The sequence below is a fragment of the Tunturibacter psychrotolerans genome, assembly GCF_040359615.1.
GTDB lineage: Bacteria > Acidobacteriota > Terriglobia > Terriglobales > Acidobacteriaceae > Edaphobacter > Edaphobacter psychrotolerans.
The window spans coordinates 2,216,654-2,242,258 of sequence record NZ_CP132942.1 but is presented as its reverse complement, the minus strand read 5'-3'; the positions used below and the strand labels follow the sequence as shown (position 1 = coordinate 2,242,258).

General features: G+C 58.5%; 24 protein-coding genes. 12 read left to right on the top strand and 12 right to left on the bottom strand.

All coding sequences use genetic code 11. The features are described from left to right. Positions 1-67 precede the first annotated feature (67 nt). The 3 genes from RBB77_RS09345 to RBB77_RS09335 form a co-directional block, all read right to left on the bottom strand. Positions 68-856 carry a hypothetical protein gene (locus RBB77_RS09345; protein WP_353066752.1) on the bottom strand — a complete coding sequence of 263 codons (789 nt, stop codon included), beginning with the start codon at positions 854-856 and terminating at the stop codon, positions 68-70. Positions 857-991: 135 nt separating this feature from the next. After that, positions 992-2,242 (bottom strand): J domain-containing protein, encoded by a 1,251-nt coding sequence (locus RBB77_RS09340; protein ID WP_353066750.1) that lies wholly within the window; start codon positions 2,240-2,242, stop codon positions 992-994. 49 nt (positions 2,243-2,291) lie between these two features. After that, positions 2,292-3,194: an Fpg/Nei family DNA glycosylase gene (locus RBB77_RS09335; RefSeq protein ID WP_353066748.1), complete on the bottom strand. Its 903-nt coding sequence runs from the start codon at positions 3,192-3,194 to the stop codon at positions 2,292-2,294. 211 nt (positions 3,195-3,405) lie between these two features. Between RBB77_RS09335 and RBB77_RS09330 the strand changes: the two genes are divergently transcribed. Further along, positions 3,406-4,515 (top strand): acyltransferase family protein, encoded by a 1,110-nt coding sequence (locus tag RBB77_RS09330; protein ID WP_353066746.1) that lies wholly within the window; start codon positions 3,406-3,408, stop codon positions 4,513-4,515. Positions 4,516-4,519: 4 nt separating this feature from the next. Here RBB77_RS09330 and RBB77_RS09325 read toward each other — a convergent pair whose 3' ends face one another. Together RBB77_RS09325 and dnaK are read right to left on the bottom strand one after the other, a co-directional pair. Next, a complete protein-coding gene (locus RBB77_RS09325) occupies positions 4,520-4,690 on the bottom strand; it encodes a hypothetical protein (RefSeq protein WP_353066745.1) in 171 nt (56 codons plus the stop codon). Positions 4,691-4,911: 221 nt separating this feature from the next. Then, positions 4,912-6,828 carry a molecular chaperone DnaK gene (dnaK, locus tag RBB77_RS09320; RefSeq protein WP_353066743.1) on the bottom strand — a complete coding sequence of 639 codons (1,917 nt, stop codon included), beginning with the start codon at positions 6,826-6,828 and terminating at the stop codon, positions 4,912-4,914. Between the two features lie 360 nt (positions 6,829-7,188). On the opposite strand from dnaK, the gene RBB77_RS09315 reads away from it, so the two are divergent. The 6 genes from RBB77_RS09315 (at position 7,189) to RBB77_RS09290 (ending at position 13,656) form a co-directional block, all read left to right on the top strand. After that, complete coding sequence (locus RBB77_RS09315; RefSeq protein ID WP_353066741.1) at positions 7,189-7,470, top strand: hypothetical protein; 282 nt, start codon at positions 7,189-7,191, stop codon at positions 7,468-7,470. 193 nt (positions 7,471-7,663) lie between these two features. Further along, positions 7,664-9,250 carry a DHA2 family efflux MFS transporter permease subunit gene (locus RBB77_RS09310; RefSeq protein ID WP_353066739.1) on the top strand — a complete coding sequence of 529 codons (1,587 nt, stop codon included), beginning with the start codon at positions 7,664-7,666 and terminating at the stop codon, positions 9,248-9,250. Between the two features lie 3 nt (positions 9,251-9,253). After that, on the top strand, positions 9,254-9,751 hold the full coding sequence (locus RBB77_RS09305; protein WP_353066737.1) for a GNAT family N-acetyltransferase: 498 nt from the start codon (positions 9,254-9,256) through the stop codon (positions 9,749-9,751). A gap of 84 nt (positions 9,752-9,835) precedes the next feature. Then, the gene (locus tag RBB77_RS09300) at positions 9,836-11,467 is read left to right on the top strand and encodes a hypothetical protein (protein ID WP_353066735.1); all 1,632 of its coding nucleotides are present in this window, start codon (positions 9,836-9,838) and stop codon (positions 11,465-11,467) included. Between the two features lie 72 nt (positions 11,468-11,539). Next, on the top strand, positions 11,540-12,553 hold the full coding sequence (locus RBB77_RS09295) for a polyprenyl synthetase family protein (RefSeq protein WP_353066733.1): 1,014 nt from the start codon (positions 11,540-11,542) through the stop codon (positions 12,551-12,553). Between the two features lie 44 nt (positions 12,554-12,597). Further along, entirely contained in the window at positions 12,598-13,656 is a 1,059-nt protein-coding gene (locus RBB77_RS09290) for a YncE family protein (protein WP_353066731.1), read from the top strand. Positions 13,657-13,706: 50 nt separating this feature from the next. On the opposite strand, the gene RBB77_RS09285 is transcribed toward RBB77_RS09290, so the two are convergent. Further along, positions 13,707-13,937, bottom strand: coding sequence for a hypothetical protein (locus RBB77_RS09285; RefSeq protein WP_353066729.1), 231 nt, complete (start codon positions 13,935-13,937; stop codon positions 13,707-13,709). Positions 13,938-14,172: 235 nt separating this feature from the next. Here RBB77_RS09285 and RBB77_RS09280 point away from each other — a divergent pair, with 235 nt between their 5' ends. The 4 genes from RBB77_RS09280 to RBB77_RS09265 all read left to right on the top strand — a co-directional run bounded on the left by RBB77_RS09280 (position 14,173) and on the right by RBB77_RS09265 (position 16,974). Then, positions 14,173-15,036 carry a twin-arginine translocation signal domain-containing protein gene (locus RBB77_RS09280; RefSeq protein WP_353066728.1) on the top strand — a complete coding sequence of 288 codons (864 nt, stop codon included), beginning with the start codon at positions 14,173-14,175 and terminating at the stop codon, positions 15,034-15,036. A 99-nt stretch (positions 15,037-15,135) separates the two neighbouring features. Next, entirely contained in the window at positions 15,136-15,507 is a 372-nt protein-coding gene (locus RBB77_RS09275) for a metal-sulfur cluster assembly factor (RefSeq protein ID WP_353066726.1), read from the top strand. A gap of 2 nt (positions 15,508-15,509) precedes the next feature. After that, positions 15,510-16,286, top strand: coding sequence for a class I SAM-dependent methyltransferase (locus RBB77_RS09270; protein WP_353066724.1), 777 nt, complete (start codon positions 15,510-15,512; stop codon positions 16,284-16,286). A gap of 148 nt (positions 16,287-16,434) precedes the next feature. Continuing rightward, positions 16,435-16,974, top strand: a complete 540-nt coding sequence (locus tag RBB77_RS09265; RefSeq protein ID WP_353066722.1) for a GNAT family N-acetyltransferase — start codon at positions 16,435-16,437, stop codon at positions 16,972-16,974. Between the two features lie 51 nt (positions 16,975-17,025). On the opposite strand, the gene RBB77_RS09260 is transcribed toward RBB77_RS09265, so the two are convergent. From RBB77_RS09260 to ftsZ, 6 genes are all read right to left on the bottom strand, one after another. Further along, positions 17,026-17,475, bottom strand: a complete 450-nt coding sequence (locus RBB77_RS09260; RefSeq protein WP_353066720.1) for a DUF4019 domain-containing protein — start codon at positions 17,473-17,475, stop codon at positions 17,026-17,028. An 83-nt stretch (positions 17,476-17,558) separates the two neighbouring features. After that, on the bottom strand, positions 17,559-18,014 hold the full coding sequence (gene tsaE / locus RBB77_RS09255) for a tRNA (adenosine(37)-N6)-threonylcarbamoyltransferase complex ATPase subunit type 1 TsaE (RefSeq protein WP_353066718.1): 456 nt from the start codon (positions 18,012-18,014) through the stop codon (positions 17,559-17,561). 35 nt (positions 18,015-18,049) lie between these two features. Then, positions 18,050-19,831 (bottom strand): ArnT family glycosyltransferase, encoded by a 1,782-nt coding sequence (locus RBB77_RS09250; RefSeq protein WP_353066716.1) that lies wholly within the window; start codon positions 19,829-19,831, stop codon positions 18,050-18,052. Positions 19,832-19,922: 91 nt separating this feature from the next. Then, positions 19,923-21,536: an NAD(P)H-hydrate dehydratase gene (locus tag RBB77_RS09245; RefSeq protein ID WP_353066714.1), complete on the bottom strand. Its 1,614-nt coding sequence runs from the start codon at positions 21,534-21,536 to the stop codon at positions 19,923-19,925. Positions 21,537-21,899: 363 nt separating this feature from the next. Further along, a complete protein-coding gene (locus RBB77_RS09240; RefSeq protein WP_353066712.1) occupies positions 21,900-23,159 on the bottom strand; it encodes a penicillin-binding transpeptidase domain-containing protein in 1,260 nt (419 codons plus the stop codon). A gap of 139 nt (positions 23,160-23,298) precedes the next feature. Beyond that, positions 23,299-24,780 (bottom strand): cell division protein FtsZ, encoded by a 1,482-nt coding sequence (gene ftsZ, locus RBB77_RS09235; protein ID WP_353066710.1) that lies wholly within the window; start codon positions 24,778-24,780, stop codon positions 23,299-23,301. A gap of 236 nt (positions 24,781-25,016) precedes the next feature. Here ftsZ and RBB77_RS09230 point away from each other — a divergent pair, with 236 nt between their 5' ends. Further along, positions 25,017-25,592, top strand: a complete 576-nt coding sequence (locus RBB77_RS09230) for a hypothetical protein (RefSeq protein ID WP_353066708.1) — start codon at positions 25,017-25,019, stop codon at positions 25,590-25,592. Positions 25,593-25,605: the final 13 nt, after the last annotated feature.

Sequence of the window (25,605 nt, the reverse complement as noted above, 5' to 3'; positions counted from 1 at the left end):
TAGATGCTCTATCGAAGTCTAGCTCCTCGGGGCCTACGCTCGTCAAACAACTCTACGCAACCCGCACTTAACGCAAAAGACCAGCCGCCAAAGTCACACTCCGAACTCGATCCCGCCCGTGCTCTTCCACCGCTCCCACCTGCTTCGCCAACAAGACATCATACTTCCCATAATCGATCGTCACCTTCGCCTCGCCACCGATCCGCACATGCGTCGTCGAAACATTCTTCGCCGGTACCCATACACTCCCCCGTCGCATGTACCACGAGTCGAAGCTCGCGCTATCCAGCATCCACGAAGGACTCTTCGCCGGCTCTCCCATCATCCGCACCGTCGCAAAGTCATCCATGCTCACCCACACCTTCCCCCGATACGCCACGTTGCTGTAAACCTTCGGCTCTACCTTCAGAACCCACGTATTCACACCCTCCAGCTGCTCCCTGCCAACCAGCTCCACCCTGTAGGTATCTGTTGAAAACATTGCACGCTGCCAGTCCGTCTTCTCTGACGTCTGCTCCTCCTTATCGACCAGCCGCCGAAGAACCTCCCTGCACAGCAGCTTCGACCCCGACTCCGACAGTACCGTGAAATATTTCCTACCCGGAGCCACGTACTCTGTACGCACGATCATCTCCGCATGGTGTTTGCCACCGGTGCCGTCATATTCCAGCTGATAAGTTCGGTCAGTCCTGTAGTGTTCGAGCGCCGCCTGCCGCTCGCCATTCTTCTCGAGCATTCGGCTGACAATCTCCTCCGCTGTCGGAGTCGTTCGACTCTGTGCCTGCAAACATCCCGTGCAAGCCAGCACGGAGAACAGGAAACCGGGAAACATCAGCGCTTTCGCCAGATGCCGCATGGAATCACCTCCGATTTTAGAGAGATTTCATCATGGGTGCACAAGTTTCAGTGCAAACAGACCATGTACACCCCAACATTTCTTGATGAACTAGGATGCGACAAACGGTCAAGCGGGGTGCAAAGAAATTAGAACTTACACATTCTGAAATAAATCTTCGCGCGGATCCTCCGGATTCAGCTTCGCCAACTCGCGCAAAATCTCCTTGCTTCGTTCATCATGCACCTTCGGCACGACGATCTTCACCTCCACGATCTCATCGCCACGAGCACCCTCCCGCGAAGCTGAAGGCACTCCCTTCTCCCGCAGCCGCAGCTTCTGTCCCGTCTGTGTCCCTGGCGGAATCTTCAACTGCGTTCTTGCGCCGCCCTCATGCGAATCGATCGTAGGCACATCAATCTTTGCTCCCAGCGCGGCTTCGGTCATCGTAACCGGAACGGTTACATATATGTCATCCGCCGCCCGCGTAAACACCGGATGCGTCCCCGCCTTGATAATCAAAAACAGATCTCCCGCCGGTCCGCCATTCGTCCCCGCATTGCCTTTACCCGCCAGCCGAATCCTTTGTCCATCCCGGGTCCCCGGCTTAATGCGAAACTCCAGCGGCTCACGCTTGGTCACCACACCCTCGCCATCGCAGGTCAGGCACGAGTTCTGCACCTTCCCCGAACCACCGCACCGCGGACACTGAATATTGAACTTCATCCGGCCGCCCATCTGCGTCACCTGTCCCGAACCATGGCACTCCGGACACTCCACACTTCCGCCCGTAGTTGACTTGCCCTTGCATGTCGGGCAAACCTCCTGCCGCTGAATCTCCAGCCGCGTTACACCACCCCGCACTGCCATCCAGAAATCGACGCTCACCTGGTATTCAAGATCGGTCCCCGGCTGCGGCCCACGCGCGGCCTGCTTCCCTCCGTTAAACATCCCGCTGAAGATGTCCTTGAAGCTCCCGCCAAACCCGCCGCCCGACTCCTGCTGCGCCGCGCGTCCACTCTGAAAGTCCGAAAAATCGAACCCCCCAAAGTCAAACGGAACCTCCTGCCCGGCACCGCGGCTCGCACCAGCACGTCCGGCACCATAACCACCAGAAGATGCACCTCCGCCATAGCCGCCCCGCGCGGCAGCCTCCGCCGCAGCCGGGTCGATATTGTCCGAGTAGAAGCCAAGCTGGTCGTAGATCTTCCGCTTCTTGTCATCGCTCAAAACATCGTTCGCTTCAGAGATCTCTTTGAACTTCTCCTCGGCTTTTTTGTCGTTCGGATTCACGTCCGGGTGATACTTCCGCGCAGCCTTGCGAAACGCCTTGCGAATCTCCTCCGCCGTCGCCGTCTTCTTCACGCCCAGCGTGCCGTAATAGTCTTTCGTCTGTGTCGTCGCCATAATCTTCTTCCATTCTCTTACCAATGCGCCTCACGCGCATCTCTAAACCTCACTCAGCCTTCGAATCCTGCCCCGCCTGGCAGACCGGACACCAAAAAAGATTCCGCCCCGCCATCACCTTCGTCAAAATCTTCGTCCCGCTGATTGAGCAAGGCCGACCCTGCCGCCGATACACATAGTGCGCCTCTTCCTTCAGCACCGGCCCACTCTTATGCGGCCGATCCTTCGGCTTCGTCGTCACAATCCTCCGATCGATCATCCCAGCCTTCATCAACACGATCGCCTCTTTCCATATCGACCGCAGCGTGCTCTCCGCTACGTCTTTTCCCGGAGTAAACGGGCTCAGCCGCGCCCGAAACAGCAACTCAGCACGAAAGATATTCCCTACTCCCGCCGCCACCGACTGGTCCATCAGCAGCTCTCCAATCGCCTTCTTGCTCTTCGCAACACGCGCAATCATCTTCTCCGGCCCATCCCCATTTAACGGATCAGGCCCCAGACGCTCTAGCAACGCATCCCACTTCTCCTGCGAGTAGATCGAGCAGTCCATCGGCCCGCGCAACTCCACCCACGCCACCTTCGACGATTCAATATGCCCAGTCCCATCATCGTCCGAATACCAAGCATGCCGCTTACTCACACCCGGCACCGCCGGCCTCTTCACCGCAGCCTCATTCCACATCCGCAGCCGCAACGCACCACGCACCTCCGGTAGCGGCCCCGAACCCTCCGTGAAGTCTCCCTGCAGCCCGAGATGCACATGGAGGATCAAGTCCTTTCCGAAGTCATACCCAAGATGCTTCCCCACAGCCAGCACTCGCTTCAGCTTTCGCCCATCAATCATCCCCGCATCGGTAAACCGCCCCTGCGGCCCATCCACCCGAACAGTCTTCCCCGCAAACGCAGCCGAGTGCCTCTCGGCCCATCGATGAATCTCGTTCCCCTCAGGCATCTTCTCTCACTCTCGTCGCAGTCGCTCGCATCTGGTGCCATCGTCGAATCCATCGCGGACGTCCATTCGCCTCAATTCACATTGGGAGTGCGGAATACTGCGCTCAGAGGTCTACATCGCCATCTCTGACTTTAACGCTGCATCCTCCATGCTATGCTCCTTGGAACGCGGCGCTCCCCATCGTCTGCACAAGCGTCTAACGAGGAATTCTTTGACCGCAACAAATGCTAGCTTCTACCGGCCAGAGCTTGATGTTCTTCGCTTTGTCGCCTTTCTTCTAGTCTTCTTCTATCACTCCGTCACTGTCGCCAGCGGCATCTTCGATTCCTTCCGCATCGCCGGTGCGCTTGGCGTCTGTCTCTTCTTCCTGCTCAGCTCTTACCTCATTACCGAATTGCTCGAGCGTGAAAAGAGTCAATCTGGAGACATTCACCTTCGAGCCTTTTACATTCGACGGGGCCTCCGCATTTGGCCCCTCTATTTTATCGTTCTGCTGGTTGACTACCTCTTGCAACTCCACCTGAACCCCGGAGTCTTCACCACCTCACGCCTCTTGGCTTTCCTCTTCGCCGCGGGCAACTGGTACGTCGCGTACCACGGCTTTACCGATACCATCTCAACGCCGCTCTGGAGCATCCCCGTAGAGGAGCAGTTCTACATCCTCTGGCCTTCTGCCCGGAAATACCTCCACCGCTCTGGCTCCATCGTCTTCTCCATCGCCATGTTTGCCGTTGCCTATCTGGCGCTCGCTCACCTATGCCATGCCGGCTCCAGCGCCATCCTGATGATCTGGGTTAACAGCTTCGTTCAATTCCAGTTCTTCAGCACAGGAGCTTTACTTGCGCTTGCGCTTCGAGGCCGTGCGCCAAAACTACATCCCCTCGTCCGATCGCTCTTCTTCATCATGGGTCTTGCCGCTCTTGGTGCAGCCCAACATCTCTTTCAGGTCAAGGAAACATCAGACCCGGTTACCTTCCATCTCGCAGCTCCCGGCTACCTCTGCGTCAACCTTGGCTGCACCCTGCTCTTCTTCAGCTTCCTCGGTGAGACACGTCTAGCCAAACTGCGCCCCCTGGTCTACCTGGGAAAGATCTCGTACGGTCTCTACGTCTTTCACTGGGCCATGCTACGTCTCTCGATTTACCTCGTTCATCGCCTCACCAGTGGCCACCAAATAGCGAGGATGACGACCAACGCACTTGAAGTCGCGTTTGCCTTCATCCTCACTGTCTTGCTGGCTTCTATCTCTTACCGATTCTTCGAATCACCCATACTGCGCTACAAGAAGCGCTTCGAAGTTATTCGAACGCGCTCCGTCTAACAGATCAGTTCCAGACCTGACGCGCCTCGATCGCCTCGATCGAAAACATCTGATCCGGCTCCATCTGCTGCATCCGCTGGGCGAACTTCACCGCTTCTTCTTTGGTATCGAACATCATCCGGTTGTACAGCCGGCCTGCTCGAACCTGGTCGCACTTCCACATCGTCTCGGTCATGGTCTTCCCTCCAAGCAATCGATTGAGTTCCAGGTTCTCCATCCAAAACGTCTCTGCGTACTGATCTTCCCTGTTTCTTCCGCTCACCGCTACACACCTTTCTGGTGATAGACGCACTCTACACGCCAACCCCCACAATTCGAACTGATAAAAAGGAGGGGCACCCCATCAGGAACGCCCCTCACCTTTATTACGTTCAAACCAGTCCTTACGGATTACACTTATTTCTTTTCATCGACGTCGACGTATTCAGCATCAATCACGCCTTCGTCCTTCTTCGGCTCTTCGTGCGTTTCCGTCGCTGCTGTCGCACCATCGGTCGGTGCTGATGCCGCAGACGCCTTGTACATCGCCTCTGCGAGCTTGTGGCTCACAGTCGTTAGACGATCCTTCGCAGCATTCAGCTCACTCGCGCTCGGAGTTCCAGCCAGAGTCGTCTTCGCCTCCGCCAGAGCCGTCTCGACCTCGGTCTTATCCGACTCCTGAACCTTATCGCCTGCATCCTTCAACATCTTTTCAATGTTGTAGACCAGCGAATCCAGTCCATTCCGAGCCTCGACCGCCTCCCGCTGCTCCTTGTCCTCAGCCGCGTGAGCCTCGGCATCCTTCGCCATCCGCTCAACCTCTTCCTTGCTCAAGCCCGACGAGCTGGTAATCGTAATCTTCTGATCCTTACCCGTCGCATTGTCCTTGGCCGTCACATTCAGAATGCCGTTCGCATCGATGTCAAACGTAACCTCGATCTGCGGCACGCCACGCGGAGCCGGAGGAATTCCAGCCAGCTTGAACTTGCCTAGCGTCCGGTTCTGCGCCGCCATCGGCCGTTCGCCCTGCAGCACATGCACTTCAACTTCAGTCTGCGAATCAGCCGCCGTCGAGAACGTCTCCGTCTTCTTCGTCGGAATCGTAGTGTTCCGGTTGATCATCGCCGTCGCCACACCGCCCATCGTCTCAATCGACAACGTCAGCGGAGTCACATCGAGCAGCAACAGATCCTTCACTTCACCAGCCAACACGCCAGCCTGAACTGCCGCGCCGATCGCCACAACCTCATCCGGGTTCACGCCCTTATGCGGCTCCTTGCCGAACAGCTCCTTCACCAACTGCTGAATCTTCGGCATTCGAGTCTGACCACCGACGAGAACCACCTCGTCGATCTTGCTCGCATCCACGCCAGCATCCTTCATCGCCTGCTTCGACGGTCCAATCGACCGCTGCAGCAGATCATCGACCAATGACTCCAGCTTCGCGCGAGTCAAGTTCCGAACAAGGTGCTTCGGTCCACTCGCATCGGCGGTAATGAAGGGGAGATTGATCTCCGACTCCTGCGCCGTCGACAGCTCGATCTTCGCCTTCTCTGCGGCATCCTTCAACCGCTGCAGCGCCATCTCGTTGCCCTTCGCATGCAGATCAAGCCCGGTATCAGCCTTGAACTCAGCAATCAGCCAATCCACAATGCGCTGGTCAAGGTTGTCACCACCAAGGTGCGTATCACCGTTGGTCGACTTCACCTCAATGACGCCTTCACCAACCTCAAGAATCGAGATATCGAACGTACCGCCACCGAAGTCATAGACCGCAATCGTCTCGTCCTTCTTCTTGTCCAGACCATAAGCAAGCGCAGCCGCAGTCGGCTCGTTCACAATACGCTTCACATCCAGTCCAGCGATCTTGCCGGCATCTTTGGTCGCCTGACGCTGAGCATCATTGAAGTAAGCCGGAACCGTAATCACAGCCTCGGTCACCGAGGTCCCCAGATAGTCCTCTGCAGCCTTCTTCAGCTTCTGCAGAATCATCGCCGAGATCTCAGGCGGAGTGAACTCCTTACCCTGCGCGCTCACCACAATGTTGTCGCCCTTCGCAACAACCTTGTACGGCACCATCTTCAACTCGTCGCCAACTTCATTCATGCGACGACCCATAAACCGCTTGATCGAATAAACCGTATTCTCCGGATTCGTAATCGCCTGGCGCTTGGCCACCTGGCCCACCAGCCGCTCGCCACTCTTGGTGAACGCAACCACGGAAGGGGTCGTCCGGCCACCCTCTTCGTTCGGGATCACCTTCGGCTCCCCACCTTCCATCACCGCGACGCATGAGTTCGTCGTTCCCAAGTCAATTCCAATAATCTTCGCCATCCCAAATCCCCATTCTGGGCTCGCAGCCCATCAACATTTTTGACATCCCAAGAATCTCACCTTGAGTCACTTATTGTCAACTATTCTGATGTACCCAACCACCTATTGGATTCAAAACCCTTACTCATTCTTCCAAATAGCTTTAGCCTCCGCCCAGCCATTACAAAAGAACCGAAATCTAGCCTAAGAATTCTCCCGACGCGCCTCCAGTCCCCACTCCCACCCGCCGATAGACCAAACACGTGATTCGCCAAAACACCCCGGCGATATCGCCCAATCGGTCCCTCGAAGGTGTCATTGTCGCCCTTGATGCCCCCAGTTACGCTTCCTTCAATTAATGCATCACTTGGAGCTCTGCTCATGTCTTCCCTTACTGCACGCCGTACCGCACGCCGCCTTTTGAAAGTCGCCTCCCTGGGCCTCGCAGGCCTCCTAGCCGGTCTCCTCTCTGGTTGTAACGCCACCGAAGACTCCCCCAACATCTCGACCACCACCTACACCTGGTCCACCCACCTTCCGAAGAGCCTCGACGCCGTCCAGGTTCCCCCGCTCCGCCACTCCCCTTCCACGCGGAGGCTACAGATGGGCTCTTATCACAACGTCTCCCAGTCGATGGGCCAGATGGGCCGCAACCCCTCCTAAAGCCCCTCGACACCGAACCGGCAGACGTACGCCGGAAACCACAACCAACCAAGCGCGGCAGGCTCCATCCAACGGGCCTGCCGCCTTTTTGCGTCGCTAACCGCACCGCGCAAACTTCGAATGCATCCATTACCTCCTTTTTTGCCTCTATTTAGGAGACAATCACTCCACCGCAAGGATCCTTCCGGAGACCATGGCCTCGGCTGCGAGCGCACCGCCCGATCAATCCGCTTCCATGACCCAAGGCGTCAACCCCTGGCTGATCGCCGCATCGGTCATGCTCGCCACCTTCATGGAGGTGCTCGATACCGCGATCGCCTCGGTCGCCCTCCCTTACATAGCCGGTTCTCTCTCCGCCTCCAACGACGAAGCCACCTGGGTCCTCACCAGCTACCTCGTCGCAAACGCCATCATCCTTCCCGCCAGCAACTGGTTCTCCCTCAAATTCGGCCGTAAGCGCTTCCTCCTGTCCTGCATCGTGATCTTCACCATATCCAGCTTCGCCTGCGGAGCAGCTCCCACCCTCGGCATCTTGCTGCTGGCCCGCATCGTTCAAGGCGCAGGCGGTGGCGCCCTGCAACCTCTCTCCCAGGCCATCCTCCTCGAATCCTTCCCGCCCTCCAAACGCGGAGCTGCCATGGCCGTCTTCGCCTTCGGAGTCGTCGTAGCCCCAGTCCTCGGCCCCACTTTGGGCGGCTGGCTCACCGACACCTACTCCTGGCGCTACGCCTTCTACATCAACATCCCCATCGGCATCCTCGCAATCGTCATGATCAGCCGCTTCGTCCACGACCCGCCGTACATCAGCAAATCTCGAGTCCCCGCCTTCGACCGCTACGGCTTTGGTGCCCTCGTCGTCTGGACAGGCTGTCTCCAGGTCGTCCTCGACAAGGGTCAGGAAGACGACTGGTTCGGAGCCATCTGGATTCGTTGGGCCGTCTTCTTCCTCGTTACATCTTTTATCTACTTCTGTTGGCACTGCTGGCACGACAAAGACTCCATCGTCGATCTAAAAGTCCTCAAAGACCGAAACTTCCGCCTGGGCTCCATTCTCATCTTCATGTTCGGTGTCGGCATCTACTCCACCGTCACCGTCCTCCCGCTCTTCTATCAGGAACTCCTCGGTTACACAGCGTTCACTGCGGGTCTCGCTGTCGCTCCTCGCGGCATCGGCGCAGTCTGCGGCATGCCTGTCATCGGCTACCTCTCAAACAAGGTTGACCCCCGCTACCTTCTCACCTTTGGCTTCTTCACCTTCGGCCTCACCACTCTTTACTTCGGCAACGTCACCCTGGACATCTCCCCCACCACACTGCTCCTCCCCATCCTCATCACCGGCTTCGGTCTTAGCTTCGTCTTCGTCCCCATCAGCACCGCCGCCTACGGCACACTCGACACGAAACAAATCGGCAATGCCAGCGGCCTCTTCAACCTCATGCGCAACATCGGCGGCTCCATCGGCATCTCCATCGCCTCCACTCTGCTCACCCGTCGCGCCGACGTCCACCAAAACCTCATAATCAACTCCGTTCCTCGCACCGGCCAGCAGTTTCAAAACTCCCTCGGCAGCATGACCCAGTTCCTGACCAACCCCTACGGACAGGCGAACGCCGCCGATCCCGCCCAGGCCAGCCTCTACCAGCAGCTCGGCCGCCAGGCCACCCTCTGGGCATTTGTCGACGTCTTCCGTTGGCTCTCTCTTCTCTGTTTTGTCTGCGTCGGCATCGTATGGTTCTTGAAAAAAGTAAAACCAGGCAAGCCCCCCGCCGGCGCCCATTAGCCCATGGTCATCCTTCACGAAATCACTCCGGCGCTATCAGCCAGCTACAAAACAGTTCGTCTCCACGCTCTCCGGGACACACCATCCGCCTTCGGCAGCACCTACGCCCACGAATCTCAATTCTCTGAAGCCGAATGGCACACCCGCGCCGCCAACCTCTGCACCCCACACTCCGTCGGCTACCTCGCCTATCACCAGAACGAGTATTGCGGCATCGCCGCCGGTTTCCTCAACAAAGAAGTCCCACAAAACGCCGAACTCGTCTCGATGTGGGTTGCCTCCACCCACCGTCGAACCGGCACCGGCAAACTCCTCGTCGACGCCATCGAATCCTGGGCTCGCCTCTGCGCAGCCCACACTCTCCGGCTCATGGTCACCAACACCAACCTCGCCGCCATATCCTTCTACGAGCGCCTCGGATTCACTGCAACCGGCCGAACCGAGCCCTACCCCAACGATCCCAATCTCATCGAATACGAGATGTCGAAATCGATCCTTTGATCTCCACCCCTGGCATCGATTGACGTCGGTCAACATCCCAACATCACGCAATGCCCACGTCTAAGTCTGCGATACCCTCAAGACATGCAGCGCGACCGGCTCCCTTATCTCCTGATCCCTCTAGCCGCCTGCATCGCCATCTTCCCTCTCCTCCTCAACGGCTGCTCCTGCGGCCACGACTTCGACTTCCATCTCCTCAACTGGATGGAAGCCGCCCGCCAATTCACTCACGGCAACCTTCACCCTCACTGGGCCTACACCGCTGCCTGGAACGCCGGAGAACCTCGTTTCGTCTTCTACCCTCCACTCTCCTGGACCCTCGGCGCGATCCTCACCCTCATCTTCCCCATCACCGCGACACCTATCGTCTACACCTGGCTAGCCCTCACCGCCAGCGGTCTCGCCCTCCACCGTCTCGCCCGAGACTTCGCTCCTCCCACAGCCGCTCTCCTCGCAGCCCTCCTCTACACGGTGAATCCCTACATGCTCTTCACCGCCTACGAGCGCACCGCCTACGCCGAACTCCTCGCCGCAGCCTTCATCCCACTCCTCCTCCACGCCATCCTCCGCGAGCGCGTCACCATCCCCGGCATCGCTATCCCCATCGCCCTCCTCTGGCTCACCAACGCGCCCGCTGCCGTCATGAGCTGCTACGCCCTCGCGCTCCTCACGCTCATCCGCCTCGCCAGACCCTCCAACACGCCTCGCAAAAATATCGCCATCAATACCACCGTCGGCACCATTCTCGGCCTAGCCATTGCCGCCTTCTACATCGTCCCCGCCGCGTACGAACGTCGCTTCGTTCAGATCGCCATGGCCATCATCCCCAACATGCGCATCCAGGACAACTTCCTCTTCCATCACACCGGCGACCTCGCACACGATCAGGTTCTCCACACCGCCTCTCTCCTTGCCGTAATCCTCCTCACCCTGACCATCGCCGCCCTCGCAATCTCTCTCACTCGATACGCCCAACGAAACACGCTTACAAAATCCCTGTCCATCCTCACCTCAGCAATCGCCGTCCTACTGACCCCCCTCACCGCCATCCTCTGGAACCACGCCCCCGAATTGGCCTTCCTGCAATTCCCCTGGCGCTTCCTCGCAATCCTCGCCGCCGTCTTCAGCCTATCTACCGCCTTGGCGTTCGCCCGTGTGCACCTCAACCCCACCACGCACACACTAGTCGCAATCGCCCTCGCCGCAACTCTCACCTACCCTGCCTACAACCTCTTCCGTCAATCCTGCGACGAAGAGGACACCCCCGCAGCCCGCCAAGCCCTCTTCCAGTCAAACCAGGGCACCGACCCCACCGACGAATACACTCCCGCCACCGCCGACAACGACTCCCTCTCCCCCAAAGATCCCGCCTTCTGGCTCTCGCACGATCCCAACGCCAAGGCCCCCACCAACACCCAACCCAGCCCCACTCCCACGCACCTCACCATCAACGCCCCCATCGCCGAAGACCTCATCCTCAATCTCCGCAACTACCCAAACTGGCACATCTCCCTGAACGGCTCCCCTGACTCAACCCGCGACCAACGCGACGACGGCCTCATCGCCCTCCCCATCCCCGCCGGCCCATCCACCATCGCAATCATCTACGCCCACACCCTCGACCAGACCATCGGCGACACCATCTCACTCATCGCCCTCGCAACTCTTCTCTTCCTCCTCCGCCGCAAATCTCAATCGCAATCCACGCTCCCTTAAACATCACGAACTCACGCACATAAACCACCAACCTAAACCCACATCAATCAAGCTGATTTATCATCGAAGCCGATGCAACCCACGGTAAAAGACCTGCTTCTTTCCGGCGCTCGGCTCACTGATGCTGCCCTCGAACGCCTCCTGCCCGCAACCGACACTCTCCCCCACTCCATTCACCGCGCCATGCGCCACAGCACCTTCGCCGGCGGCAAGCGTCTCCGTCCCATCCTCTGCATGGAAGCCGCCCGCATGGTCGCAGGCACCGGAACCTACCCCGAAGGCATCGCCGACCTCGGCGCCGCGCTCGAGATGCTCCACACCTACTCCCTCATTCACGACGACCTCCCCGCCCTCGACAACGACGACCTCCGCCGCGGCCAGCCCACGGCCCACGTCGTCTTCGGCGAAGCCACCGCCATTCTCGCCGGCGACGCACTCCAAACCCTCGCATTCCAGACCATCGCAGGCCTTCCCATCTCCTCCCCCACCACCGTCGCCATCCTCCGCGACATCTCACTCGCCATCGGCACCGGCGTAGGCCGCGTGGGCGACCTCGACACCAAACTCCCTCCCGGCATGATCGGCGGCCAGGTCATGGACATTGAAGCCGAAGGGACCGCCCCCACGGCCGCACTCGTCGAAGCCATCCACCGCTCCAAAACCGGCGCTCTCATCACCACCAGCATCGTCTCCGGCGGCCTCTACGGCCTCAGCCTCCGCCACCGCTCCTCAAGCAGCGGCTACAGCAACGACGAACCCACCGAAACCAAAGCAAGCCGCGCAGCCTATGCCCCCTACGCCGACACCATCGCCCGCCTCCGCACCTTCGGCGAAAAAGCAGGCCTAGCTTTCCAAATCGTCGACGACGTCCTCGACATGACGCAAAGCTCCGAAGAACTCGGCAAGACCGCCGGCAAAGACACCGCCACCACCAAAGCCACCTGGCCTGCCGTCTTCGGCATCGACCAGTCCCTCCACGACGCCGAAGAGCTCATCGCCGACGCATTCGCCGCCCTGGCCCCATTCGGCGAAGCCGCAGCCCCACTCAAATCGCTCGCCCAATATCTCGTCGAACGCAAAAACTGAAAAAGCTCCTCCCCGCCATTCGCGGACGGGTAAACTCTCAACCTATGAAGATTCTTCTCTTCTCCGTCCGCGTAATCTCCTCGACCCTTGCCATCGCAACACTCTCTGCCGCAACTCTCTCCGCGTTAGCACAAACCTCAGGCACCCTCCTCGTAGCGAATCAGACGGATCGCACCCTCTCCTTCATCGACCCAACCACCGCCCAACAAACCTTCGCGCTCCAGGAAGACCGCATCACCGGCCACGAAGTCACCACTTCTCCCGACGGCCGCACTGCCTACCTTCCCATCTATGGCAACGCAGGCGTAGGCCGCCCCGGCACAGACGGACACGAGATGCTCGTCATCGACGTTCCCACCCACAAGATCACCGCCACCGTCGACTTCGGCCACGGCGTACGCCCCCACCTCCCCGTCTACGACACCAAACGCAATCTCCTTTACGTCTCCACCGAACTAGACGAAGCCATCACCGTCATTGACCCGAAGACCCTCAAAATCCTCTACAAGATTCCCACCGGCGCCGCCCAGTCCCACATGTTCGCGCTCTCTCACGACGGCCGCTTCGCCTACACCACCAACGTAGGCCCCGCCAGCGTCTCCGTCCTCGACCTCGACACACACAAAACGCTCGCAATCATTCCAGTCGGCGAGCCCGGAACAACACGTGTCCAGCGCATCTCCCTCAGCAACGACGACAAGCTTTTATTCACCTCCGACTGGAATAATCCCCGCCTCGCCGTCATCGACACCGCCACGCGCAAGCTCAAGACATGGATTCCACTCCCCGGCACCGGCTACGGCAGTGCATCCACGCACGACGGCCGCTACCTCATCCTCTGCCTCTCCAAATCGGCAAAGGTCGCAGTCATCGATCTCTCGAACTACTCCATCGTCCGCACCATCGACGTCCCCAGCCAGCCCCAGGAAGTTCTCATCCGCCCAGACGGCCTCGTAGCTTACGTCTCCTGCAACAAGGATCACAAAGTCGCAGCCATCGATCTAGAAACCTGGAAGGTCCAATCCCTCATCGACGCGGGAAACGATGCAGACGGCCTCGCCTGGTCCAATGCACCGTCACCAGCATCCGCCGGCACGCACTAACAAAACCGCGCTCCAGAATCCATGTAGTTCCTTTTGCGCACCGCAACGGACTACGCAGGATAACCCGCGTCCATCCACTCCTTGAACAGCGCAACACGATCGGCTGACCACGGTTCATCAGGAGGCATCGACCCATCAGACACTGTGCCGTAGACAAGAGTCGCATTCGCAGGCACACTCATCCACACGAAATCATCAAGAGCAATCCCATCAGGCTTCATGCATTCAATGTCCCCATCCCGAAATAGCGGGCGGATATCTTTAGCAAAGCTGAGCGCCATTGTGCCTCCTTAACGAACCACAGATGATTTTGGATTCTACGCCCACCCCACCCTTCGCAAAATCAATCTCCCCTTCAGCGACCTCGCTGAATTTCACAAATCCCTGACATCCACGCGGCGTACAGGTCTCGTACCCCATGCACCCGGAAAGTTCTCCGAGACCCCAGGGCCCCCAAAACAATCGAAGCGAACCGTGGACGAACTTTTCAGGAATTGAATCAGGAGATGTACCGCAATGAAAGCACTAAACGAAATCGAAGCCGTCCGTTCGCCAGAAGAAAGCCAATCAGCATCCTCCCGACGATCGTTTCTTAAAGGCGCCGCGCTTACCGGAGCCGCAACCTTCGCCGCTGTCGGCGCACTCTCCACCACAGTCTCAGCACAACAGCAGGAAGAGACTGACAGCATGCAGTACGAACACGAACACCTGAAGAAAAGCGATCGCGACATCCTCATCGCCGCACAGATCGCCGAAGCACTCGCCGTCACCACCTACACCAACATCATCAACACCTCCCCCTTCTTCAAAACAATTCCCGACGACGATCAGGGCTACCTCATCGGCGCCCGCCAGGAAGAGATGTCCCATTATCTTCTCGAGCAGTCCGTAACCGACCAGTTCACCCCCTTCACACAGTTCTTCTATCCCAAGAAAATGTTCTCGGACGCTCAGACCACCCTCAACATTCTGGTCACTCTCGAGGACGCATTCATCGCGGCTTATCTTGTTGGCGTGCGCAACTTCTCCACTCGCAACCTGCGCCTCACCGCAGCCCGCATCATGGGCATCGAAAGCGACCACCGGACTCTCGCACGAGTCGTAGGTGGCGACGTGACCCCGCAGTTTGGTGGCCCCATCAAATCCATCACTGGCATCCAGGGAGTCGCAGAGAGTATCGCTCCCCCGAACAACAACGGCTACGAGAGAACGCTATGCTGGACCTCGATCGACCAGGCCTTAACCGCGCTGACTCCCTTCGTAAACTTCAACGCCGCCAAAGCCGCAGGCTTTGACACCGCACAATCGTTCCCCTTCGAACCCTTCACCCCAACCCTGCCTAACCCGCTCGGAGACTTCATCTCCTTCAGCGGCTGCTGACAACTCTGCCCACGAATGCCCACACCTTCGACCCTGAGGTATGGGCATTCGTGAGTCCATTGACCTGTGCCGCAGGACTCTCCTCTATCATCAACACAGATGCTCACCGAGTCCGACATCCTCAAGGCCCTCCGCGACTGCTACGACCCCGTCCTCCCTTGCAACATCGTCGACCTCGGCCTCATCCGCTCCGTAACCATTACCCGCGACCTCGATGCCCCCGGCACTAATATCCCCGGCGTCCCGCAAAAGCACATTATCGAACTCTCCCTCACTCCCACCCAAACCGACGAACCCTCCCAAGCGCAACTCGTGGCCCAAATCACACATCGTCTCGCTGGCCTCGAGACCGTAAGCCGAACCAACATCGTCGTCCTCGAAACCCCCATCTGGACACCCCTCAACATCACCCCTTCAGGCCGCAAAACTCTCGGCCTGGATGGCAACCCAAACCTGGTCCAGATCCGCTAACCATGCCCCCACGCAAATCCAAATCCGTACTGGTGATGCCACCACCACCGCCACCACAACATCCCTTCGACCAGATCCACGGCGTCGAGACCAGCGGCCTCATTGCCGCCGGCAACCTCACCACCGGCCACCCCAACGACGCCCACGTCACCGCCTACTACGGCGTCGCTCCCAGCATCCTCCGCACTCTCATCGACCTCTGGCGCGCCACCAATCCACCTCACCCCATCCACCACTACACCTTCGTCGACATCGGCGCCGGCAAAGGCCGCGCTATGCTAGTTGCCAGCGAACTCCCCTTCCATCAAGTCATCGGCATCGAGCTCAACCCCACACTAGCCGGCACCGCACAAACCAACCTCGAGCACTGGCGCGCCTCCCACGTCGCCGACACCACCGCACCCGCTCTCGCCCCCATTCGCCTCCTCGAACAAGACGCCCTAACCTTCGACTTCCCCCGCACCCCCACCCTCGCCTTCCTCTTTCACCCCTTCGAAGCACCCGTCCTCAAGCTCCTCCTCCGTCGCATCGAAGCCCAGTTCGCCCCACGCCGCGGCACCCCCGCACCAGCCTTCGATCTCCTCTACGTCAACTCCGAGTGCCGCGCCGTCCTGGACCGCCACCCTGCCTTCACGCGCCTCTTCCTCGGCCCCGTAGCCATGTCCCCCGAAGACCACGCCGCCGACCTGGCCGCCATCGCCCAGCAAAAAGAGTACGGCTCCACCGGCGACGAAGAGTGCGCCATCTACCGCTTCACCGGCCGCGCGACAAAACCCTGACCATACAAGCCAGCCGCGCACTCCAGGTGATACGCTGTCGTTGCCTATGATTGCCTGAACGAACCATCGAGCTGCCCGCAACCGCCTCGGCGACTCTCACCGAAGCCAAGCATTTCTACGCGCCAGCCACCTCGTTCAGGAGTTCCAAATGCCCCTCGCAACTCAAGCCGTACCCAGCATCCCCACCGCACGTCTCGAACTCGTAGCTATCACCCCCGAGTCCCTCACCTCTGAACAAACATCCGACGGCAAACTCGGCCAAATCCTAAACTGCCGCGTCACCTCCGAGTGGCCCCACGCCGACTGGGAACCTCACGTCCTCCAACTCCTCCAGCAGACCTTCGCCGAAGACCCCACCGACATCGGCTGGCACCGCTACGTCCTCCTTCGCGCAATCAACGACCAACCCGCCACCCTCATAGGGTCCGTCGGTGGCTTCCGCTGGCCCGACAACCACCAAGCCGCAGAGGTCGGCTACGCCATCCTCCCCGCGTTCCGCCTGCACGGTTACGCCATCGAAGCAACAAAAGCAATGATCGCCTGGATCGAAGCCACCAACGCCGTAAAAACAATCTTCGCCCACACCTTCCCGCACCTCGCCGGATCCATTCGCATCCTCGAGCAATGCGGCTTCACCCTCGAAGGCCCCGGCAAAGAAGAAAACACGATCCGCTATCGAAAGCAGTAACCAAAAGAAGGGCGCGATCATTGACCGCGCCCCTCATTCTCCGCACAAAAACTACTTAATGTAGTACCCCGCCACTCGCCAAACCTTATCCTTCTCCCGGCTCATAATCACCGTCTCCTGAGCCGTAGCCTTGTGTTCAAAGCTCGTCTCATACAAGATCACCACGTAATCACCCTCCGGTACGTTCGGCAACAGCGTCGTATACGTCGCACTCTGCAGCTTCCTGCTCTCAAGTCTTCCCAGCGGGTCCCGCACATTCTTCATCGTCGAATCCCACTTCTCCATCGTCACCGCACTCCGCACCACCGCAGCCGCAGCCTTCCAGCTATCGACATATTTGCCGGCGTCCATCATCGCCAGCCAGCTCTCAGCCTCGCGAGCCGCGATCTGCTCCGCCGTCTGTTGCATCATCGGAGCGTGTTCCTGCGCAGCCAGGCCGACCGCACCCCCCACCATCATCACGACACAAACAACCACAGCCACCTTCGAAATGAATCTCACGCAAGTCCTCTCACGATCATCCAGACACACCAATCCTAAGCCATCAAAATCATCGAAGGCTACGAAGCCCAGGCAGACAACCTCTACCCCTTCACCCGCACATAGAACATCCGCTCATCCCCACCCGCATGTTCAATCAAAATCTCCCCATCCGCCCGCTCCACCACACTCGGAAACTTCTCCCCCCACTCCACCAGCACCAGCGCGTCCGGCTCCTCGGCCATCTCCTCCAGCCCCAGCGTCATCAACTCACGTTCCGTCTCCAGCCGATAAAGGTCCAAGTGAAACAGCCGCACCTTCTTCCCTTTGTACTCATGCACCAGCGTAAACGTAGGACTCGTCACATCCTCCTCTTCCGCCGCCCCCAGAGCCGCAGCAATCCCCTTCACCAGCGTCGTCTTTCCCGTGCCTAAATCCCCTCGCAGCACAAACATCTTCGGCGCAGGCAGCAGCATCTCCGCCACCCTCTCTCCCATCGCCAACGTACCCGCCTCACTCCGCGTCTTGAACCGCTTCTTCTCCCGCAACTCCACACTCACATCGCTCTCCTCAACTCGTCACTACCTTCATCTTCTCACTGTACCGAATCGTGTTTCGTCGCCTCCGTCGGCTTCGGCCTCGCCATATCCACCAGACTTGAAGCGGCATGTACATCAAAATGTCCGTCATAAACCAACAGCCCGCCATCTAAAATCGCCGTCGGCTTTAGCGCTTTGAACTGCGCATAAGGATTGGGCTGCCCAAACGGCAGATCGACACCCTCCAGTTCATCATCGCTGATTAGAACCGGGCCATCGATCTCCGCAGGCACACTCATCGGCACAGGAATCCACCACAGATTGACCATCGTCGGAAGCGGCTTGCAAGGCACGCCATAGTAGCGCTCATCGGCCACCCCACTCGCTGTGTACGCCATCCAGCATTCAGTCACATGCCTATCTCGCAAATAATTCGACGCCGTCTTCAACTGTTGTCCCCAATCCGAGTTCGAGTCGCTCAGCCAACGATGCACATTCCTTTGCCCACCCCACGCCTCATTCGCATAAGCGATATAACCGGGAAAACTTCGCAGCGAAGTCACTATCTGGAAGACAAGCAGCACCCCAGCGACTGCAATCCACCTCCGATCGCGACTGATCAACACACCCAACGCCGACCCACCCACAAGATAAAGAAAAGGGTAGATCGGCAAAATATGTCGAACCCCAATATTCATATCCGAGTGCATCGCCAGTCCCAGAAACACAACAACCGGAATCATCAACAGCAGCCAACGCCACCGGACTTCCCGCTCGCGAAAACAAACGAAGCCAGCAACCGCCAACAAAACAAGAAATGGCAGAGTCGACTTAATCAAAATCGCCGCCGGAAAATAGAGCCACGTCCCATGACGGCGCAACGTCCCAAACAAATAGCTAATATCCCGCTCTTCCGTTAGTTTCGTATTCGCGACGCCCCACAGATACGCCTCTGGAAGGAGATGCGCTCGAGCCATCGTCTCCAAAGGCTTAGGGTTTGCAACACGACCATAATCTTGCAGGTAGCTTTCGAGTGTTGGATTCTGCACCATCCCACTAGGACGCGCTGCGTAGCGAAAACCATAACAGCTCCACAGCACTACAAACGCAACACACAACGCAATACCCAGCGCAACACATCTCTTCCCAGCCAGCTGAACGCTGCGCCTCTCAAACCACTCAACCAGGATCATCAATCCCAATGTCGGAACAAGAAACAACCCGGTGAACTTCACCGCCCACGCAAGACCCACGACAACGCCGGCAAGAAGCAGCTTCCAACCCGTCGGGCGCACCATATAGCGATACCACGCATAAACCGCCGCAAAGACGAAAAATGTGATCGCCGCGTCCGTCGTCACCAGGGCTCCATGAGCAAGAAGCGTTGGATCAAAAACCAGAAACGCCAACGCGAGCAATCCGGCTGTCGCGCTAAAGATCTCTTGACCAGCCAGAAAAACCAGCAACGCCAGCCCCAGCGTGAACAGAGAGATCACAAGACGCCCACGAAGTAAAAGTCCATTCGCATCATTCTTAAACAGAAAGTCTTTGCCATCGAGAAACGCCTCTAACTGCGAACTGCGTCCCTGCTGTTCTGGCTCATTCAGGCGCAGCGAAAGCAACGGAAGCGCAGCTGCAGCCTTCGCAAGTGGAGGAACCTCAGGATTCAATCCAAAATCCCGATGTTTCAGAATCGTGTATCCATCGAACAGGTGATGGCCCTCATCCCAACTCATCGAGGTTCTGACATTCACTGCGAGTAGTTGCAGAAAAAGAATTACCAGCAACGTCGCGACCGCCGCTCCGCGCAAAGCAAGTTGCTGCCGACGAGCCTCCATCACGAGCACCCCAATGTTTGCGTTAACGCATCTGTCGCCGACCCGGTTCCCGAACGGTCTAGGAAATTTTGCGAAATCGCAATATCAAACTCTATCGTTGCAGCCCACAGATCCACACCAACCCATCGGCATCCGCCACCCTGTACCGAAAAGCGTCTGACAGATGTGTAACCGTATCGGTTGCAAGCACAGTATGCTCATCCATCGCTCGTGCCGCAAAGTCCGCAGCCAGCCCGTGTAGATACACCGCCGTCTCCACAGCCCGCGCTACGTCCTTTGGAAACTGTGCCAGCATCGCCGCGACAATCCCAGTTAAAATATCCCCACTCCCACCCTTCGCCATCGCCGGGTTCCCGCTCGTATTCACCGCAATCGAACCATCCGGATGCGCAATCAGAGTCCGCCATCCCTTCAGCACCAGCGTCAGCTTATGCGTGGTCGCAAACCTCCGCGCCAACCCCACCCGGTCCGCCTCCACCTCTCGCACCGTCATCCCCGCCAGTCGTGCCATCTCCCCCGGATGCGGCGTAAGCACCATCACGCGTCCTTCGCCATTCAACAACTCCGTCTTTCCGGCGAATGCATTCAAAGCATCCGCATCGATCACCACCGGCACCCCCGTCTTCTCCACAATCTGCCGCGCAAACGCCGGCGCATCCCCCTCAGTCGACAGCCCCGGCCCCACCGCCACCACGCTAATCTTTGCCACCAGCGCATCCAACTTCGCCCCATCCAGATTCTTAAAAGAGACCTCGCCTTTGGCTCCCTCCGCCAACGGCGCCATCATCAACTCAGGCGCAATCCTCGCTACCGAATCCAATATGCTCTTCGGCACCGCCGCCGTCACCAGTCCAGCCCCAGCCCGCAAACACGCCAGCGACGCCATCGCCGGCGCTCCCGCCTTTCCATAGCAGCCACCCACCACCAGCACGTGCCCAAACTTGCCCTTATTCGAATTCACATCGCGCGGCCTCTCTGCCAGCACCTTCGACGCGCCCGACCAGGTAAACCCACTCGCCGAAACCACCGCATCCTCCGGCGACCCGATCCCCGCAATCACCACCGGGCCCAACACGCCTCCCGTCTTTTCATTGCGCGTCAAATGCCCGAACACATGTGCCATCTTCGGCGCGGTAAACGTCACCACCGCATCAGCCCGGAACGACCCATCCGCCGTCTGCTCCATCGAATTCGCATCCCACCCCGAAGGCAGATCCACCGCCACCACCGGCGTCTCCAGCTTCTCCACCATCTCCCGCAGCGAAACCGCGAGCCCACGCAGCGGCGGCTTGAACCCGGTTCCGACCAGTGCATCCAACAAAAGCTCCGCCTCAGCGAGTCTCTGCCCGCAAGCACCCAAACCGCTCTCGTCTACAACCTCATCCACCGTGACAGACGAAACCTCGTCCCGCAGCCGCTTCAGCGCTCCTGCAGCCTCACCCTTTACTTCCTCCATCCGCCCAAGCAAAACCACCCGCACCAGATACCCAGCCTGTGCCAGTACCCGCGCCGCAACAAAACCATCCCCGCCGTTGTTCCCCTTCCCACACACCACCGCCACTGGCGACAAAGCCGGGTATTGCCGCAGACAGAACTTCGCCACCGCCCCACCAGCCGCCTCCATCAACGTCTCGAGCGAAACCCCAAACTCCTCCGCCGTCCACCGGTCTACCGCCTGCATCTCTGTCGCCGTAAGAATCTTCATCTTCCCCTTCTACCCGATTCCGAAGCCGAAGCCAAGATACGCCAGCCAGGGCGCAATCCTCCCTCCCAACCATGTAGCAGTACCGAATTCAAATGCAGCATCGTTTCGCACGTATACCAATCAAACCCAAGGCCCGGCCGCAGCCGAAGTGTGAGTCACCAGGCGCGCCGCATACCGGATCCGAAATCCCCGAACATGCAACTCAGGTAATTCCATGTTGTAAAAATAGGAAATTAAATACCGAAACGTGGCGCATTTCCTAGCCGCGCAAAATTACGCCGCCATGCACCACGTCTCCACCACCAAAACACCACACTGTTACCACATTCCTACCAGCGTTTTTCGCCGTCCGAGCCGTCAAACCTACTCAGAAGCACCCACAACACCACTGGTTTCAACCGTCGGCTTCTGCTGGAAATAATCCTTATCCCACAGCGCCCGATAAAACTCCCCAGTCAGCTCAGCCGCCTTAGGCCCAAAGGTAGGCCGTCCCCCCTCGAGGAAAAACACGGTAACAATCCGCCCCTTCGGTGTATCGGCAAACGACCCGAACCACCCAAATCGAGTGCCATTATTCGAGCAGGTCCCTGTCTTGCCCATCACCGGAAACTGGCTGAAGTTGGCCCTGAGTGAGCGCGCCGTTCCGTACTGCACTGCGCCTTGCATACCCACCGAAATCTCAGGAATCAGCGGAGCAATATCCAGCACCCGCTTCACCTTGGGCTCGAATGTTGCCACATCAACGGCCGTCTCTGGATGTTGCAGATAATAAAGCGTGCCGCCATTCGCAATCGCCGAAACTAGGGCCCCCAGCTGCAGCGGAGTCATCGAAACGCTCTCTCCAAACGAGCACATACGCCCCACGCCGCCAAGCGAGGCAGGTAACACCTCATCTGGATATGTCCCTAGCTGCTCGCCCTGAATTTGATAGCCAGCCAGCTCGCCAAGCCCAAACTCATTGGCGTAATGCTTCACCCTCTCAAACCCAAGCTGCCGTCCAAGCGTCTCAAAATAAAGGTTGTTCGAGTGTGCCAAAGCCTCCGTCATGGTCAGGTGATAATGGCCGCCCAGATTCACAGGAGTGTCCTTGTTGACGATTCCCTCTTCCAGCGCCGCCAAAGCCACCGTCAGCTTGATCGTTGAGCAAGGCTCAGCGCCCCTCGACAGCGCCAGTTTCTGGTTTACCATCGCCAGAATTCGTCCCGTCGAAGGATCAATTGCAATTGCTGTACCGTTCATATTGCCCAGCGCTTCAATCGCCGCCGCGCGAACCAACGGATCTTCGCCCTCTACGACATCACCCAAAGTCAGATTGTCTGCATACGAGCTTGCTGAAAAATGCTCCTGATATCGAGTCCGTCGCACTGCCAGTGTAGGCCGCGCACCATGTCGACGCCGTCCCGCAACCGTCGTAGTTGCAACAGCGTGGGAGGCGCTCTTCGCAGCTGAGCTAGAGTGCGAAGCCCCGGAATGAGCCTTCACAGACGTCGCAACACGCGTTGTCCCGGCAGAGTGATGCTTCGTTTTGCCGGTAGTAGTCGTCGTTGCTGCGTTTGCACCCACTCCAGCACCTAACACAAGGCCGAAGAGGAGCGCGCCAAAAACCTTCAATGATCTCGACACAGGCGATCCCTCTTATTGATTTGACTGCAATCGAACTGCCATCGATCCATAATTCATCTAATAAAACACTAATTGAACACTATTTGTTGCGAAAGCACCGTTCCCCATTTGTGCTACTCGCTAGAAATCAGTTGTACCACTAGTTCCCACGCCGCAAAAACGCAGGAATATCAAGCTCATCCGGCTCCGCAGCCGCCACCGCCGCACTTCCAAACGCCGGAACACGCACCGAAGAATCCCCCACCTCGTCCGTCACGGAGCGGATATCCTCCTGTTGGACTCGCACCGGCGCGGAAAAGTGAGTCGCCTCTCTCGCTCGCTCCGCCTCCGCAGCCTTCTCCCCACGCAACGCAGGAGCCCGAAAGAAGTCATCATCAAACACCGATGCCGGCACCGGAACCAACTCCACGGGTGCATTCGACTCCATCTTAGCGATCGGCTCTTTCACTTCATCCGCCTGGCGCAAAGGAAGCGCAACTTCCTTCACCGGCTCCGCTTCCATCTCACTCGCAAACCGCATCGTCGCCGGCCGCGGCGTCACAACGCGCGGCTGAATCGGCACATCGTACCGCATCGTAGGCAGGGTCGCCTCCGCCAACATGCGCTCCCGCCGCTGCGGCATCTCCTGCTGCTTGAATCCAGTCGCAATCACAGTGATCTTCACCTCATCGCCCATCGACTCATCCTGCACCGCACCAAAGATGATGTTCGCATCTTCATGCGCCGCATTCTGAATAATGGTCGAAGCCTCGTTCACCTCGCTCAGCTTCAAACTGCTCGACCCCGTAATGTTGATCAGTATTCCCCGCGCACCGTCGATCGCTCCCGCCTCCAGCAGCGGCGAAGCCATCGCAGCCATCGCGGCCTCCACCGCGCGATTCGCGCCCGACCGTACGCCGGTCCCCATCACCGCATAGCCCATCCCCGCCATCGTTGTCTTCACATCGGCAAAATCGCGATTGATAACGCCAGGAATCGTAATGATGTCCGAGATCCCCTGCACGCCCTGTCGCAGAACATCATCCGCAATCCGGAAGCTTTCAAAAAATCCAGCATCCTTCGCCACCGCCAGCAGCTTCTCGTTCGGAATCACAATCACGGTATCGACCGACTCCAGCAGCTCCTGCATACCCCGCTCAGCCTGCTGCATCCGCCGTTTCCCTTCAAACGCGAATGGCCGCGTCACCACCGCCACGGTCAGTGCGCCCATCTCACTCGCCAGGCTCGCAATCACCGGCGCGGCGCCCGTGCCCGTACCGCCGCCAAGCCCAGCCGTCACAAACACCATATCTGCGCCCTCAAGCGCTTCAATGATCTTGTCCGAATCCTCCAGCGCTGCCCGCCGTCCCACATCTGGGTTCGCTCCCGCCCCCAGCCCGCTCGTCAGCTTCACTCCTAGCTGCAGCTTCACCGGAGCATTCGAAACCTGCAGCGCCTGCACATCCGTATTCGCCGCAATAAATTCGACGCCCACAACATTGGCCGCGATCATGCGATTCACAGCATTGTTCCCGCCGCCGCCCACGCCGATCACTTTTATCCTCGCGCCATGCGGTATCTCATCGTGATAGTGAATGCGGAGATCGTTGGAATCGTTGGGCACATTGGGCAGATTGGACATTTCAGCAGGACTCCTTGAACGTTGTTTAATTCTCCCATCTCCCTGCCAAACGCACGACCCTCGTTTTCCACTGCACGTACCACGCATGGTTCCAAACTCGCGCCGTTCGCCGAAGCACTCGCACCGGCCCTGGACCCACCTAATCCAGTCTGCAACTATCAGCCTCTCCCTGCAAAAACCTCCACTCTTCCTGCAAACCGATGGCAACCCCTCCCGGCACGTCCCATGCTGACAATATGAAAACCCTCTCCCAATTCCTCGTGCTCCCTCTCTTGATTCTTCTCATCGCCTTCGCGCTCACCCAGCCACCCCAGTCGGTGCAAGCCAGGCACTCCAGTCAATATGGACAACCTCGCGACGCCATCGATCCTCAGCAACAAGCCGAATCTCCTCCCCGTAACGACGCGGGCGACATCACCTGGCACCTGCTAAGCTCCGCCTACAAAATCATGGAAGCTTACGAAAAGGTGCGTCTGTGCTACGAAAGGGCAACTTACATCCTCAACGAAATCCCGAATACACGAGCAGACTATGCCTCAGCTATCGACAACCTTGGCACAGCCAGAGAGCTGACAGGTCTATTCCATACCGCTATGATCCTTCGAACCGTGTCCAAGCGTCTGCATCAGGGGCATTGCGATCACACCTCGCAGGTCGCTCTAAAGACGGAACTTGCGCCTCCGGACTTTTTTCACAACGCAATACTGAAAAGTGAACCAGCGCGTCTCGAAAAGAACGCCGCACCCACGCTGTCGAATCTTCGTACCCGGCGGCGCGCCGGTTGTACCATGAGTGCAGAAAGCTTCCAGTGATCACCATGGAGCG

What these genes read in the sequence shown, in the direction of transcription:
- RBB77_RS09345 (WP_353066752.1), bottom strand. Translation starts at nt 856, where the DNA reads ATGCGGCATCTGGCGAAAGCGCTGATGTTTCCCGGTTTCCTGTTCTCC.
- RBB77_RS09340 (WP_353066750.1), bottom strand. Translation starts at nt 2,242, where the DNA reads ATGGCGACGACACAGACGAAAGACTATTACGGCACGCTGGGCGTGAAG.
- RBB77_RS09335 (WP_353066748.1), bottom strand. Translation starts at nt 3,194, where the DNA reads ATGCCTGAGGGGAACGAGATTCATCGATGGGCCGAGAGGCACTCGGCT.
- RBB77_RS09325 (WP_353066745.1), bottom strand. Translation starts at nt 4,690, where the DNA reads ATGACCGAGACGATGTGGAAGTGCGACCAGGTTCGAGCAGGCCGGCTG.
- dnaK (WP_353066743.1), bottom strand. Translation starts at nt 6,828, where the DNA reads ATGGCGAAGATTATTGGAATTGACTTGGGAACGACGAACTCATGCGTC.
- RBB77_RS09315 (WP_353066741.1), top strand. Translation starts at nt 7,189, where the DNA reads ATGTCTTCCCTTACTGCACGCCGTACCGCACGCCGCCTTTTGAAAGTC.
- RBB77_RS09310 (WP_353066739.1), top strand. Translation starts at nt 7,664, where the DNA reads ATGGCCTCGGCTGCGAGCGCACCGCCCGATCAATCCGCTTCCATGACC.
- RBB77_RS09305 (WP_353066737.1), top strand. Translation starts at nt 9,254, where the DNA reads ATGGTCATCCTTCACGAAATCACTCCGGCGCTATCAGCCAGCTACAAA.
- RBB77_RS09300 (WP_353066735.1), top strand. Translation starts at nt 9,836, where the DNA reads ATGCAGCGCGACCGGCTCCCTTATCTCCTGATCCCTCTAGCCGCCTGC.
- RBB77_RS09295 (WP_353066733.1), top strand. Translation starts at nt 11,540, where the DNA reads ATGCAACCCACGGTAAAAGACCTGCTTCTTTCCGGCGCTCGGCTCACT.
- RBB77_RS09290 (WP_353066731.1), top strand. Translation starts at nt 12,598, where the DNA reads ATGAAGATTCTTCTCTTCTCCGTCCGCGTAATCTCCTCGACCCTTGCC.
- RBB77_RS09285 (WP_353066729.1), bottom strand. Translation starts at nt 13,937, where the DNA reads ATGGCGCTCAGCTTTGCTAAAGATATCCGCCCGCTATTTCGGGATGGG.
- RBB77_RS09280 (WP_353066728.1), top strand. Translation starts at nt 14,173, where the DNA reads ATGAAAGCACTAAACGAAATCGAAGCCGTCCGTTCGCCAGAAGAAAGC.
- RBB77_RS09275 (WP_353066726.1), top strand. Translation starts at nt 15,136, where the DNA reads ATGCTCACCGAGTCCGACATCCTCAAGGCCCTCCGCGACTGCTACGAC.
- RBB77_RS09270 (WP_353066724.1), top strand. Translation starts at nt 15,510, where the DNA reads ATGCCCCCACGCAAATCCAAATCCGTACTGGTGATGCCACCACCACCG.
- RBB77_RS09265 (WP_353066722.1), top strand. Translation starts at nt 16,435, where the DNA reads ATGCCCCTCGCAACTCAAGCCGTACCCAGCATCCCCACCGCACGTCTC.
- RBB77_RS09250 (WP_353066716.1), bottom strand. Translation starts at nt 19,831, where the DNA reads ATGGAGGCTCGTCGGCAGCAACTTGCTTTGCGCGGAGCGGCGGTCGCG.
- RBB77_RS09245 (WP_353066714.1), bottom strand. Translation starts at nt 21,536, where the DNA reads ATGAAGATTCTTACGGCGACAGAGATGCAGGCGGTAGACCGGTGGACG.
- ftsZ (WP_353066710.1), bottom strand. Translation starts at nt 24,780, where the DNA reads ATGTCCAATCTGCCCAATGTGCCCAACGATTCCAACGATCTCCGCATT.
- RBB77_RS09230 (WP_353066708.1), top strand. Translation starts at nt 25,017, where the DNA reads ATGAAAACCCTCTCCCAATTCCTCGTGCTCCCTCTCTTGATTCTTCTC.